The sequence below is a fragment of the Roseobacter sp. HKCC-CH-9208 genome, from assembly GCF_037805125.1.
Lineage (GTDB): Bacteria > Pseudomonadota > Alphaproteobacteria > Rhodobacterales > Rhodobacteraceae > M30B80.
This window is the reverse complement of sequence record NZ_JBBLYK010000001.1, coordinates 2,338,387-2,351,344: the sequence shown is the minus strand read 5'-3', so window position 1 is coordinate 2,351,344 and position 12,958 is coordinate 2,338,387. Positions and strand designations below refer to the sequence as shown.

The 12,958-nt window shown below is 55.7% G+C and carries 14 protein-coding genes and 4 tRNA genes; 7 read left to right on the top strand and 11 right to left on the bottom strand.

What is annotated here, in order from left to right; all coding sequences use genetic code 11:
- Positions 1-26: 26 nt before the first annotated feature.
- Entirely contained in the window at positions 27-293 is a 267-nt protein-coding gene (locus tag AAC621_RS11895; protein ID WP_340256042.1) for a DUF1153 domain-containing protein, read from the bottom strand.
- A gap of 255 nt (positions 294-548) precedes the next feature.
- On the opposite strand from AAC621_RS11895, the gene mnmA reads away from it, so the two are divergent.
- Positions 549-1,694 carry a tRNA 2-thiouridine(34) synthase MnmA gene (gene mnmA, locus AAC621_RS11890; protein ID WP_340256040.1) on the top strand — a complete coding sequence of 382 codons (1,146 nt, stop codon included), beginning with the start codon at positions 549-551 and terminating at the stop codon, positions 1,692-1,694.
- A 36-nt stretch (positions 1,695-1,730) separates the two neighbouring features.
- On the opposite strand, the gene AAC621_RS11885 is transcribed toward mnmA, so the two are convergent.
- From AAC621_RS11885 to AAC621_RS11875, 3 genes are all read right to left on the bottom strand, one after another.
- Positions 1,731-1,807: transfer RNA gene (locus AAC621_RS11885), tRNA-Asp, on the bottom strand.
- A gap of 34 nt (positions 1,808-1,841) precedes the next feature.
- Positions 1,842-1,918, bottom strand: a tRNA-Asp gene (locus AAC621_RS11880).
- 149 nt (positions 1,919-2,067) lie between these two features.
- Positions 2,068-2,283 (bottom strand): superinfection immunity protein, encoded by a 216-nt coding sequence (locus AAC621_RS11875; protein ID WP_340256037.1) that lies wholly within the window; start codon positions 2,281-2,283, stop codon positions 2,068-2,070.
- A 142-nt stretch (positions 2,284-2,425) separates the two neighbouring features.
- Here AAC621_RS11875 and AAC621_RS11870 point away from each other — a divergent pair, with 142 nt between their 5' ends.
- Entirely contained in the window at positions 2,426-2,902 is a 477-nt protein-coding gene (locus AAC621_RS11870) for a hypothetical protein (protein WP_340256034.1), read from the top strand.
- Between the two features lie 64 nt (positions 2,903-2,966).
- Positions 2,967-3,311 (top strand): hypothetical protein, encoded by a 345-nt coding sequence (locus AAC621_RS11865; RefSeq protein ID WP_340256031.1) that lies wholly within the window; start codon positions 2,967-2,969, stop codon positions 3,309-3,311.
- Positions 3,312-3,360: 49 nt separating this feature from the next.
- Here the strand turns inward: AAC621_RS11865 and AAC621_RS11860 are convergent.
- The 6 genes from AAC621_RS11860 to tgt all read right to left on the bottom strand — a co-directional run bounded on the left by AAC621_RS11860 (position 3,361) and on the right by tgt (position 8,712).
- Positions 3,361-3,436, bottom strand: a tRNA-Val gene (locus tag AAC621_RS11860).
- A gap of 91 nt (positions 3,437-3,527) precedes the next feature.
- A complete protein-coding gene (locus AAC621_RS11855; RefSeq protein ID WP_340256029.1) occupies positions 3,528-4,133 on the bottom strand; it encodes a histidine phosphatase family protein in 606 nt (201 codons plus the stop codon).
- Positions 4,134-4,191: 58 nt separating this feature from the next.
- A tRNA-Val gene (locus tag AAC621_RS11850) sits at positions 4,192-4,266 on the bottom strand.
- Between the two features lie 48 nt (positions 4,267-4,314).
- On the bottom strand, positions 4,315-4,773 hold the full coding sequence (locus AAC621_RS11845; protein WP_340256026.1) for an HU family DNA-binding protein: 459 nt from the start codon (positions 4,771-4,773) through the stop codon (positions 4,315-4,317).
- A gap of 145 nt (positions 4,774-4,918) precedes the next feature.
- Positions 4,919-7,324: an endopeptidase La gene (gene lon / locus AAC621_RS11840; protein ID WP_340256520.1), complete on the bottom strand. Its 2,406-nt coding sequence runs from the start codon at positions 7,322-7,324 to the stop codon at positions 4,919-4,921.
- A gap of 257 nt (positions 7,325-7,581) precedes the next feature.
- Positions 7,582-8,712 (bottom strand): tRNA guanosine(34) transglycosylase Tgt, encoded by a 1,131-nt coding sequence (tgt, locus tag AAC621_RS11835; RefSeq protein WP_340256023.1) that lies wholly within the window; start codon positions 8,710-8,712, stop codon positions 7,582-7,584.
- A 93-nt stretch (positions 8,713-8,805) separates the two neighbouring features.
- Between tgt and rimK the strand changes: the two genes are divergently transcribed.
- The 3 genes from rimK (at position 8,806) to AAC621_RS11820 (ending at position 11,032) form a co-directional block, all read left to right on the top strand.
- A complete protein-coding gene (rimK, locus tag AAC621_RS11830; protein WP_340256021.1) occupies positions 8,806-10,191 on the top strand; it encodes a 30S ribosomal protein S6--L-glutamate ligase in 1,386 nt (461 codons plus the stop codon).
- 84 nt (positions 10,192-10,275) lie between these two features.
- Positions 10,276-10,653, top strand: coding sequence for an SUF system Fe-S cluster assembly protein (locus AAC621_RS11825; RefSeq protein ID WP_317654983.1), 378 nt, complete (start codon positions 10,276-10,278; stop codon positions 10,651-10,653).
- A 1-nt stretch (position 10,654) separates the two neighbouring features.
- Complete coding sequence (locus AAC621_RS11820; RefSeq protein WP_340256019.1) at positions 10,655-11,032, top strand: HesB/IscA family protein; 378 nt, start codon at positions 10,655-10,657, stop codon at positions 11,030-11,032.
- A 185-nt stretch (positions 11,033-11,217) separates the two neighbouring features.
- Here the strand turns inward: AAC621_RS11820 and AAC621_RS11815 are convergent, their stop codons facing one another.
- Positions 11,218-12,126: an isopenicillin N synthase family dioxygenase gene (locus AAC621_RS11815; protein ID WP_340256017.1), complete on the bottom strand. Its 909-nt coding sequence runs from the start codon at positions 12,124-12,126 to the stop codon at positions 11,218-11,220.
- A gap of 77 nt (positions 12,127-12,203) precedes the next feature.
- Here AAC621_RS11815 and tpiA point away from each other — a divergent pair, with 77 nt between their 5' ends.
- Positions 12,204-12,956, top strand: coding sequence for a triose-phosphate isomerase (gene tpiA, locus AAC621_RS11810; RefSeq protein WP_340256014.1), 753 nt, complete (start codon positions 12,204-12,206; stop codon positions 12,954-12,956).
- Positions 12,957-12,958 lie beyond the last annotated feature (2 nt).

The following is a 12,958-nucleotide window of genomic DNA, read 5'->3' as shown; positions in this document are numbered from 1 at the left end:
CGTCAAAAGGTTAATTTCGCTTTAATTCAATATTTGTATAAATTACATATATTATTTATTTTGACTGCGGCCAACTCAATCTTTGCTCGCCTGATGGCGCGCGCGGCAGACCCAGCGGCGGGTGATTTTGCACCCTGCTCGCGTGGATAGTTTTGCACCCCTGTGGCCTTGAGCGTCGCCTCACCATAGCGGCTGGCCTTGGCAAGCCAAGTGTCCAATTCCTCCGCCGAAAGATCCCAACTTGTGAGTGCCTCATCCCGTGAAATAAGGCCTGTGGCAATCGCCCACAACACGCAGGCCTTTCGGCTTGCAACCCAGCGGGTGGTATCTGCGGGGGGGCAAATTTGCACGGGTCATCTGCTGACCATTAGGCAGCGTGACGCTGACACGGCCTTTGGGTTTGCGGATATACATAACCTTGTCCTTATTCACGAACGCAGGCCTAACGCCACCCCCCAAGCTTTAAGGCAAGGTAAGCGTCCAAGCCTTCAGCCCCTTGTGAATAGATAAGATTTTCCTATATTCCGCCCTATCATCTGGAGATCGATATGCCCCTTGACCGCCCCAATGCGCCGCTCAACTCGCTTGGCTTTGCCAAACCCCCGCAGGAGACGCGGGTTGTTGTGGCTATGTCTGGGGGGGTGGATAGCTCGGTTGTGGCGGCCCAATTAGCCGAAGAAGGCTATGATGTGGTGGGCGTCACCCTGCAACTTTATGATCACGGTGCGGCTTTGGCAAAAAAAGGGGCCTGCTGTGCAGGGCGCGATATTCACGATGCGCGCCGTGTGGCCGAAAATATGGGCTTTCCTCATTATGTCCTTGATTACGAGAATATCTTTAAGGATGCGGTGATTGACGAATTCGCCGATGCCTATCTCGCAGGGGCAACGCCTGTGCCCTGCATCCGCTGCAACGAGCGCGTGAAATTCAAAGATCTGCTTGCCACCGCCCAAGAACTCGAGGCCGATTGCATGGCCACGGGGCATTATATTCAGCGCAAAATGGGGGCTGAGAAAGCAGAGCTTCATTGCGCCGCAGATGCAACGCGCGATCAGTCCTATTTCTTGTTTTCGACCACGCAAGCGCAATTGGATTTCCTGCGCTTTCCGCTTGGTCATCTGTCGTCTAAGGAAGAAACCCGCAAACTGGCCCATAAATACGGGCTGCCGGTGGCTGATAAGCCAGACAGCCAAGATATCTGCTTTGTGCCAAATGGCGACTATGCCAGTGTGATTGAAAAATTGCGCCCCGGCGCAGCGGATCCGGGCGATATCGTGGATATGGAAGGCCGTGTTTTGGGCCAACATAATGGCGTGATCCATTACACAATCGGCCAACGCCGCGGCCTTGGTATTGGGGGGCTGGCTGACCCGTTATATGTGGTCAAACTTGATCCAGAGGCGCGTCATGTCGTGGTCGGCCCCAAGGAGGCCTTGGCGACCCGCCATATCCCTGTGCGCGAAATCAACTGGTTGGGTGATACGCCCTTTGACAGCGAAAAAACCCGCGAGATTGCGGTCAAAATCCGCTCAACCCGCCCGCCACGCGCGGCCCTGATCCATCCGACATCCCCGACAACCGCGATGGTGGAATTGCTGACCGCCGAGGAAGGTGTCAGCCCTGGTCAAGCCTGTGTCTTTTATGATGAGAACAGCAGCCGAATCTTTGGCGGTGGATGGATCCACAAAGGGTAAACAGCCCGCGCATTTTTCATGGATCTAGGGAAGAAGTGGCGCGGTTGACGGGGCTCGAACCCGCGACCCCCGGCGTGACAGGCCGGTACTCTAACCAACTGAGCTACAACCGCGCAGACGAACAGGAGCTTTGGGGCGCGATGGTGGTGGCGCGGTTGACGGGGCTCGAACCCGCGACCCCCGGCGTGACAGGCCGGTACTCTAACCAACTGAGCTACAACCGCTCACCATCGGCCACAGGCAAGCCTGTAGCGTGCAGGGTGTCTATGCTGCGCGCCCTGCCCCGTCAAGGCCTCCTTTGGCGCGATTGACGCAAAAAATGCGCAAAAGCAAATTTGCGTTTGACCGCATATGCGCAGGGAAAGTTCAGACCTTACCTTGGCTGCGCTTTTGCCTCGCTCAATAACGCGTAGGCCCGCAGTAAAATCCAGCCCAATCCCGTCCATCCCACCACGATGTTCAGAATGAAGACACCAATGGTACGCTTATGGCCACGGAGGATCGCAACGAGGGTTGGAAAGAAGAACGCTGCGATAATCACAATCGCATAGGTCGCCAGAAACCCGTCCAAACTTGGATCACCTGTCATTCATCTGCCTCTCGCTCATCCCAGATTATCCTGCACCCGTTCCACTGCAATGTCGATATTCACTTTATGCCAAAAACATTAGACAAATTTAGATTCTGAGCTACTTTCATTCTGATAAAAAAAAGAAATTAGGGACAAACAGATGCGAAAAATCTTGCTTTCAGCGGCGCTTGTCACGGGGTCATTCTTCACCGCATCAGCGCACGCGTGTCCAAATTGGAACTTACAAGCCGCCGAGCAATATAGCGGCAGCGGAAGCTATTTTTATACGCCACGCCATTATAACATTGTCGCTGGTGGTGATTATTCGCTCTCAAAATGCAGCCATATCCGACCGGCCACAGATGTCGGCCCCGGATTTTTTCCAGATCGACCAGATTTTAGATTCAACGTCTCTGGCATGGCGGCTTACGAGCTGCATATTCGCGTGGTCAGCGAATGTGACGCGGCGCTTCTGATCAATACCGCATCGGCAACGTGGTATTATGATGATGACGATAACGGAAATCTTGACCCCCGTATCACCCTAACCAACCCGCAAGACGGGCCGATTGATATTTGGGTTGGCACCTACGATGGGGCCTATTGCAACGCCCGTTTAGAAATCGAAACTTTCTGATCAAATTTTGCCGCACAGTGATGGTTGCGCGGCCAATTCAAACGACGATGAGGATGAGTGCCCAATGTCACGTAAATCAATTCTTGCCGCTCTTGCCCTGTGCGGCCTGGCCAATTTTGCCCGCGCCGATGAAGTGGCTTTTACCGTGGATGGACGCAGCTTTAGCAGCAATTATGCCTGCACCACGGCCTCTGAGCGCGCCGTGAACCAAGTCGCCTCTTGGGTCGATTTTGCGGGCGGTGATGGCGAGGAATATGTATGGTATCAAATCAACGGCAATATTTTTGTGACCATGAAATGTTACGACAATCAGCTGTATTTCATTCATGTGCATCGAGTTGGAGATACCGGTGACGCGGCGGCCAATATCCGCGACCGCATCACCGACCGGCTCTATACCGCGAAATAATCGCGCGAGCCCTTAGGATCAGTCAAGCTGAAGTCTGGGAGGAAGCGCGTGGTGGGTGATGAGAGACTCGAACTCCCGACATCTTCGGTGTAAACGAAGCGCTCTACCAACTGAGCTAATCACCCTCGCCAACGCGTGAAGGCGTATTAGCCGCATGATGCAGGGATATGCAAGCCCGATCTGCAAAGAATTTTGTCCCAAAGGCGCAAAGTTTTTTCAAAACCCAATCTTCACCTCACCCCCATTGGCGGTAATCACATAAACCCCGCCCTGCGCATGGCCCAAACGTGCCGTTTGGTCAGGGTCTAGCCCGCGCAAAAGGCCGCGCAAGGTTTGGATCACAACGCCGTGGCTAACCAATAGGCTCGGCCCCTTCAAATCAGCTACAAGATCCTGCAAACGCGCCTCGAGGGCCGCGCGCGTTTCGCCCCCTTGGGTCAAGAGAGAATGACGATAGACCTGCGCCTCGGTGTCAAAGCGCACAGACCAATTCGCCTGCACCTCGGCCCGCGTAAGCCCCTGCCATTGCCCCATATTCACCTCACGCAGACGCGCGTCTTGCACTAGGGTCGGCAAATCGGGATAGGCCCGCGCGATCAACCGTGCGCTGCGTGCCGCGCGCCTAAGCGGGCTGGTTCGGAAATCGGTCACCGCGTCATAGCCTTGGCGGGTGATCATTTCCTGCAACAAACGACCTTGCGCCTGCGCCTGCGCAACCCCATTGGGGGTAAGCGCGGAGTCGAGCCAACCTTGAAACCGATGCGCGTTGTTCCATTCGGTTTCCCCATGGCGCAGCAAATATATCGGAAAATTTCGCCGCATCACAAAGATCACCTCGCCCGTGGGTCACAGACCTGCCCCGCCTCAACAATAGGCCAGATGGTGGGTGATGAGGGATTTGAACCCCCGACATCTTCGATGTGAACGAAGCGCTCTACCACTGAGCTAATCACCCGTTCTGCGCGGGGTTCTTCTATTCAGCCGCGCGCCACTGCGCAAGGGTTTAGTCTTGGTCGGTTTCCTCGGCGCTTGCACCGCGTTTATCAGCCTCGATCAGCTTTATCCGCGCCACCATCGGGCGCCCATCCTGACCATCCTTATCTTTGCGCAACATGACCTTGCCAAATGGCGGCAGGATCAGGTCGCGCCCTTGATCTAGGGCTTCGGCCATCTCGACCAGAACCGCATCCATGACTTCGCGCGCATCTGTGCGTTTGACACCCACGTGCATCGCAACCGCCTCAAGCAGGGTGCGGCGCTTCAGCGCCTCAATCTTCGCCTTGGGTTTGCTCTCAAATTTGGGGGCGGTCACGGCCTTGAGCGCGGGCTTGTCAGACGGTTTTGCTGTTGCTTTTACGGCCGCCTTTGATTTGGGTGCGATCACCGCCGCGACCGAGGCCACCGCAGGTTTTGGTTTAGATGCCGCCTTATCCGTAGTGGATTTTGGTGATCTTGTTGCCATGTGTGCCCCCATTTGGCCAATCCTATCAAAGCCACATGGTATCAGGACATATTATATATGAAAAATATATGTTTTGATTTTGCAGCACCCGAAAAAGAAACCCCCGCCACGAATATGACGGGGGCGTTTCGCGGAATGTGCCACATTAATGGGTTGTGGCACTGCTGTCTTTTGCGGCCTCAAGCGCACGCTGTGCGGCGGCGGCCTCTGCCTCCTCATCCCAATCAATCGGTTCGGGTTGACGGGTCAAGGCCTTTGCGAGAACCTCGCTGACATGGGATACGGGGATAATTTCCAATCCCTCTTTCACATTGTCAGGGATTTCGGGCAGGTCTTTTTCATTTTCCTGCGGGATCAGCACTGTTTTGATCCCACCCCGCAACGCGGCCAACAACTTCTCCTTGAGGCCACCGATGGCCAAGACATTGCCGCGCAGCGTCACCTCGCCCGTCATAGCAATATCACGGCGCACGGGCGTTTGGGTCAGAACCGAAACGATAGACGTCACCATCGCAATCCCTGCACTGGGGCCATCTTTCGGGGTCGCCCCTTCTGGAACGTGGACATGTATATCCCACCCGTCCAGTTTCGGGGGCTGCACTCCAATTTTGGGCGCGATAGAACGCACATAGGAACTGGCCGCATCGATGGATTCCTTCATCACATCGCCAAGCTTACCCGTGGTTTTCATGCGCCCCTTGCCCGGCAGGCGCAGCGCCTCAATCGACAACAGATCACCGCCCACACTTGTCCAAGCCAGCCCTGTGACAACGCCAATTTGATCGTCCGATTCCGCCAGACCAAAGCGATAGCGGCGCACGCCAAGCATCTCTTCAAGGCGCTCACGGGTGACTGTGACAGATTTCTCGCCGCCCTTGAGGATTGCGGTCAGGGCCTTGCGGGCCAGTTTCGCGACCTCGCGCTCTAGGTTTCGCACACCCGCCTCACGGGTGTAATAGCGGATCACATCGGTCAGCGCCTCGGGCTCGACCGCGAATTCCCGCGCCTTGAGATTGTGGTTTTTCACTTGCTTAGGCAGCAGATGCCGTGTCGCAATTTCTAGCTTTTCATCTTCGGTGTAGCCCGAAAGCGAAATGATCTCCATGCGATCCAACAGCGGCGCAGGCATATTATAGCTGTTCGCCGTGGTCAGGAACATCACGTTCGAGAGATCATATTCAACTTCCAAATAGTGATCCACAAATGTGGCGTTCTGTTCGGGGTCGAGAACCTCCAACATCGCACTGGCAGGATCCCCACGGAAATCTTGACCCATCTTGTCGATCTCATCGAGCAAGATCAGCGGATTGGTGGTTTTCGCCTTTTTCATCGCCTGAATGATCTTGCCAGGCATCGACCCGATATAGGTGCGGCGATGGCCCCGAATTTCAGACTCGTCCCGCACACCGCCCAGACTGATGCGAATAAACTCGCGCCCCGTGGCCTTCGCCACCGATTTCCCAAGCGAGGTCTTCCCAACACCCGGAGGGCCCACAAGACAAAGGATAGGCCCCTTCACCTTGGCCGAACGCGCCTGCACCGCAAGATATTCGACAATGCGCTCTTTGACCTTTTCAAGCCCGTAATGATCCGCATCCAAAACCTCTTCGGCGCGGGTGAGGTTCTTTTTCACACGGCTTTTCACGCCCCAAGGCAGTGAGACGATCCAATCAAGATAATTGCGCACCACAGTCGCCTCGGCGGACATGGGCGACATATTTTTCAGCTTCTTCAGCTCTGCATCGGCCTTGTCGCGCGCCTCTTTTGACAGTTTGGTTGCGGCGATTTTTTCTTCTAGCTCGGCCACCTCATTGGCGCCGTCTTCGCCATCCCCCAACTCGCGCTGAATGGCCTTCATCTGTTCGTTCAGATAATATTCGCGCTGCGTGCGCTCCATCTGCGACTTCACGCGGGTTTTAATCTTTTTCTCAACCTGCAGCACGGACATTTCACCCTGCATCAGGCCATAGACCTTTTCAAGGCGCTCGGAGACGTCAATCGTTTCAAGCAAATCTTGCTTTTGCGCGACATCAACGCCGAGATGCCCTGCGACCAGATCGGCCAGTTTTTGCGGCGCTTGGGTTTCGGAAACCGAGGTCAGCGCATCTTCGGGGATGTTTTTCTTGATCTTCGCATAGCGCTCGAACTCGTCTGCGACCGACCGCAACAAGGCCGTTGTTGCCGCCTCATCGCCCAATTTTTCTTCAAGCGGCGCGGCCTCCGCCTCGAAAAACTCGTCCGTTTTGGTGAATTTCTTAATTTTGACGCGGGATTTTCCTTCGACCAATACTTTGACTGTGCCATCGGGCAATTTCAGCAATTGCAGAACCGAGGCCAAGACACCCACCGAATAAATTCCTTCTGGTTCAGGGTCATCAATGGCCGGATCAATTTGACTGGACAGCAGGATCTGGCGATCATCCTGCATCACCTCTTCCAGCGCGCGCACCGATTTTTCGCGCCCCACAAAGAGCGGCACAATCATATGGGGAAACACGACAATGTCGCGCAGCGGCAGAACTGGATAGGTTTCGTGAATTTCTGGCATTATGCCTTCCTTTTCTTCGTGGCAAGAGAGCGCGCGATCCCATCTTTGGCAATCATTTGGCTCTCTCCTCATGGAGCAGCTACATTTGGGCAGCCTTGAGACGCATTTCAAGCGGGGAAGTTAATATATGGTTTACGCATCAGGGCCGCGCCTTCAATCTGCGTGCCATATTGCGCCCCTGCCAATCTTGACGCGTCTTGCGGCTGCATTTCATGCAATGCTGCACTAGGGCGCGGGCAGTGACAAGCCGAAAATCAGGGTTAGATCGGCTCGATATCGCCCTCAGCACGAGCGGCGTGGAAGCCCGCCTCAAACTGGGCGAATTGCCCCGCCTCGATGGCCCCACGCATCCCTTCCATAAGTTCTTGGTAGTAATGCAAATTATGCCATGTCAGCAGCATCGAAGAAATAATCTCGCCCGCGCGGAACACATGATGCAGATAGCCGCGCGAATAATTGCGACAGGCGGGACAGGTGCAATTTTCATCCAAGGGGCGCGGATCATCTTGGTGGCGGGCATTTTTGATATTCACCTGCCCCCGCCGCGTCCATGCTTGCCCCGTGCGCCCCGAGCGCGAAGGCAGCACGCAATCCATCATATCAATCCCACGCGCCACAGCCCCCACAATATCATCGGGCTTGCCCACCCCCATCAGATAACGGGGGCGATCTTGGGGCAAGAAATCAGGGGAGTAATTGAGGCAATCAAACATGGCCGCCTGCCCCTCGCCAACGGCGAGACCACCGACCGCATAGCCGTCAAAGCCAATATCACGAAGCGCCTCAGCGCTTGCCTGTCGCAAATCGCGCTCTAGCCCGCCCTGCATGATCCCAAAAAGCGCATGGCCCGGCCTCTCGCCAAACGCCGCTTTCGAGCGCGCAGCCCATCGCATGGACAACTCCATCGAGGCTGCAATGCGATCTCGATCCGCAGGCAAAGCGGGGCATTCATCGAAACACATGACAATATCCGACCCCAGCAGCGCCTGAATTTCCATACTGCGCTCGGGCGTCAGCATATGTTTTGACCCATCCACATGCGAGCGGAACGCAACCCCTTCCTCCGTCAGCTTGCGCAGATCTGACAGGCTCATCACTTGAAACCCGCCGCTATCGGTCAGGATCGGCTTCTGCCAATTCATGAATTTGTGCAGACCCCCGAAACGCGCAACCCGTTCAGCGGTCGGGCGCAGCATAAGGTGATAGGTGTTGCCCAAAAGAATATCCGCACCTGTGGCCGCAACACTTTCGGGCATCATTGCCTTGACCGTTGCAGCCGTGCCTACAGGCATGAAGGCGGGCGTGCGAATTTGCCCCCGTGGGGTAGAAATCACGCCACGGCGCGCCTTGCCATCTTGGTGTAATAATTCAAATGCAAACTCTTTGGGCACGGGATAAAGCCTCGCTCAGATTGGGCCTCTGTTCATAGGCGATTCTGCGCCAATGCCAAGGCCCGAGAATGATTTCACCAGATGGGGTATCGCATGGATCAAGTCTTGAAACTTGGTTGGGAAGAATGGGTTGGCTTGCCGCAATTGGGGCTGCCTGCACTGAAGGCTAAGGTGGATACAGGCGCGCGCACCTCGGCGCTGTACGCCTTTGATATCGAACTCTTTGGCCCTGCCACTAAGCCGAAAGTGCGGTTTTTGATCAATCCAATTCCTGCCCGCCCCGATTTGGCGATTGCCTGTTCTGCAACCATCCATGACCGCCGCGATGTGACCAGTTCCAATGGTGATACAGAGGCACGCTATGTGATCCTCAGCCCGCTCGAAATCGGCCCGTTGCGGCAAGAAATTGAAATCACGCTGACGGATCGCGCCAATATGAGCTATAGGATGCTTCTGGGGCGGCAGGCAATTGGGACAAATTGGATCATCACCCCCTCAGAAAGTTTCTGTCAACCGCAACGCAGTTACGAAGTTTATCACACCGCTGCGGTCAAAGAGACCGCGCCCAAACGCGCGCAGCGCATTGCCGTTCTGAGCCGCGAACAAAACTATACCACACAAAAATTGCAGGCCGAGGGCGAGGCGCGCGGCCATGTCGTTGAAGTGATCAACACAACCCGTTGTTACATGGCGCTCAATGCCATGACGCCTGCGGTTTATTGTGACGGGCAAGAATTGCCAAAATATGATGCGGTTATCCCCCGCATCGGCCCCTCAATTACAGCCTATGGTGCGGCGATTTTGCGGCAATTTGAAACGCTTGGCGTCTATTGCCTGAATGGCAGCGCCGCCATCACCGCAAGCCGCGACAAGCTGCACGCCCACCAAATTCTGTCGCGCCACCGCATTGGCATGCCCCAAACGGCCTTTGCCGCAAGCCCAAAGGACACCAACAACCTCATCACATTGGTGGGCAATGCCCCGTTGGTGGTGAAATTGTTGGAATTGAGCCAAGGCAAGGGCGTGGTGTTGGCTGAAACCAAGAAGGCCGCGCAATCAGTGATTGATGCCTTTCGCGGCCTATCTGCGAATTTCCTTGTACAAAATTTTGTCAAAGAGGCCGCAGGCGAGGATATTCGCTGCCTTGTGATTGATGGCAAAGTGGTGGCTGCGATGAAACGAGTGGGGGCGGCGGATGATTTCCGCTCAAAATTACATCGTGGCGGCACGGCGGTCAGCGTGCGCATCACCCGCGAGGAACGCGAAACCGCCATTCGATCTGCGCGCGCCTTTGGCCTTGGGATTGCGGGTGTCGATATGCTGCGTGGCGCTGACGGGCCTAAAGTGCTTGAGGTCAACTCTTCGCCTGGCTTTGAGGGCATAGAGGAGGTCACGGGCAAAAACATCGCCGCCCATCTTTACAGCGCCATCGAAAAACACGTGCGCCCCGCCCCGATCAAACGCCGCCCGCCGCGGTGATGAGCGTGACTTACCCTTGCCCTTGGCCCACCCTTTCCTTATATGTTTAGTCAGGAATTCGTCCCGCAAAGGATATGGCCCAAGATGACCAGCACTCCCGATCCGATGCCGCAAGAAACGCTTGAAGGGGCGCCTTTGATTGCGCCCTCTAGCACGGACCACCCGCTTTACGACACGGTGGTCGAAGCCTGCCGCACTGTTTATGACCCTGAAATTCCAGTGAATATTTATGATCTGGGCTTGGTTTACACAATCAATATCGATGCTGAGAATGCGGTCGAGGTGATCATGACCCTAACCGCACCGGGCTGTCCAGTTGCGGGCGAGATGCCCGGATGGGTGGCAGACGCAATTGAGCCTCTCGAAGGGATCAAGCAGGTCGATGTCAAGCTGACATGGGAACCCCCATGGGGTATGGATATGATGAGCGATGAAGCCCGTCTTGAGTTAGGGTTCATGTGAGATGTTCAGCATTTCAGGAAAAGCGGCTGTAACCCTTACCCCCGCTGCGATTGGGCAGATCAAGAAACTGATGACGCGAGACGGGCATCAGGGGCTGCGCATCGGGGTGAAAAAGGGCGGCTGCGCAGGCATGGAATATACGATGGATTATGCCGCGGAGATCGACCCCCATGACGAGGTGGTCGAGGTCGAAGGCGCGCGCGTGATGATTGCGCCCATGGCGCAAATGTTCCTCTTTGGCACAGAGATCGATTATCAAACCTCACTTCTTGAGGCAGGGTTCAAATTCAACAACCCCAATGTGGCCGATGCCTGTGGTTGTGGTGAATCGATCAAGTTCAAGGATGTCTCAGAACTCAACGCAGAACGCGAAGGCTGACGCACCGCATCGCTTGCCAAGCGCTATTTCTGCCCCCTATAGTGAACCCGCTAAACTTGGGACGGGCACAAGGGGTTGATCCGTGCAATCAGAAGAATTTGAGGCGCTTTCGAAAAAAATCGACAGCCTAATTTCGCTTAATGCGCAAATTGCGGCGCAGAAATCCTTGCAGCGCTGATGGCCCCTTAGGCGGTTTTCATATGCAGATAGGTTTCAGCATAGCGGCGGCTGAGGTGGTCGCCTGCACGGATCAGCTGATCTGATCTTGCGGGTGCGACATTGGCATCATAATTAGGGTTAAAAAACAGCGGGATAGAAATGCGCTCCTCCGCACCGCCTGTAACGCGGTGCAATGTGGCCTTCACCCCGCCCTCGCTCCACATCTCAAGCATTTCGCCAAAATTGATGACAAACACACCCGGCTCAACCGCGACAGGCAGCCATGACCCATCCCGCATCTCTACTTCAAGGCCCGCCTGCCCATCCGTGGCCAAAAGGGTGAGGCAGCCATAATCCGTATGGGCCGCGATGCCGAAATCCTTTTCACCCGCCCAATCTGGGCGGGGTGGATAGAAATTTGCCCGCAACAGCGCCATGGGGCGGTCGAATTTATCTGCAAAATAATCCCCGTCCTTGCCAATTGCCCGCGCAATCGCCGCAAGCAGGGCCAAGGACACAGCGCGCGCTTGCGCAAAATACTGCTCGACTGTGTCTTGGAAACCTTGAGGGGCTTCGGGCCAAAGATTTGGCGCATAGACAGGCAAATGCGCCATTGGGTCGCCATCGGGCACTGGCAGGCCACAGTCGAACACTTGTTTATAATCAGGGTTTGACTTCGGATCGACCTGTTCGGATTTGGACGCACCCCACCCGCGATTGGCCCCTGTTCGCGCCATATCCACGGCCGCTTTGGCCGCGTCATCCATTTTGAAAAAACGGCGATAGAGCGCGATTAACTCTTGAACAGCCTCGCCCGAAATCGGCGTGTTCTCAAGCGTCAAAAACCCAACGTCACGCGCGCCATAGGCGATAGTCTCAAGGGTCTCGGCATCACCTGCGATCATTTTCTGAAAATCAATTCGCGGTATTGTCACGATTCTCACCCCATATTGGCTTGACCCTTGGCTGCATCCTTGCCACCCATAAAACCAAAGATAAAGAGGAGAGTGCGATGCGCAGAAAACTTGCCGCAGGAAATTGGAAAATGAACGGGCTTTCGGAGAATATGGCCGAAGTGCAAAGCCTGATTGCGGCATTCCCTGCCCCGCAGCCAGTCGATATTTTGATCTGTCCGCCCGCGACCTTGCTCGGGGCGCTTGGCGCACAGTGCCGCGGCAGCGCCATCGCGCTTGGGGGGCAATATTGCCATACCGCAACGGCAGGGGCGCATACGGGCGATATTTCCGCGCCCATGTTTAAGGATGCAGGGGCAGATTATGTGATTGTGGGCCATTCCGAGCGGCGCGCTGATTACGGCGAAACCAGCGCCCAAGTGCGCGCGCAGGCAGAAGCGGCGCTGGCGGCGGGGCTGACCCCCATTATCTGCTTAGGTGAAAGCGAGGCAGAACGGCGCGCGGGCCAGGCCCGTGCGGTTGTTGAAGCACAGCTTGACGCCTCCCTCCCCGATGAAGGCGCGTTTGTGATAGCCTATGAACCGATTTGGGCGATTGGCACAGGGCTTGTTCCTGAACTGGTTGATATTGCCGAAATCCATGATGCCATGCGCGCTAATCTGGCTGCCCGCTACGGCGCGGATGCCGCAAAAAGCGTGCCGCTGCTCTATGGCGGGTCAGTCAAGCCAACCAATGCCGCCGAGATTTTCGCATTGGAAAATGTCGATGGCGCTTTGGTGGGGGGGGCCTCTCTGAAGGCGCAGGATTTTGGCCCCATCATCACGGCCTTGGCCGCATCAGACGGGGCCTGAAC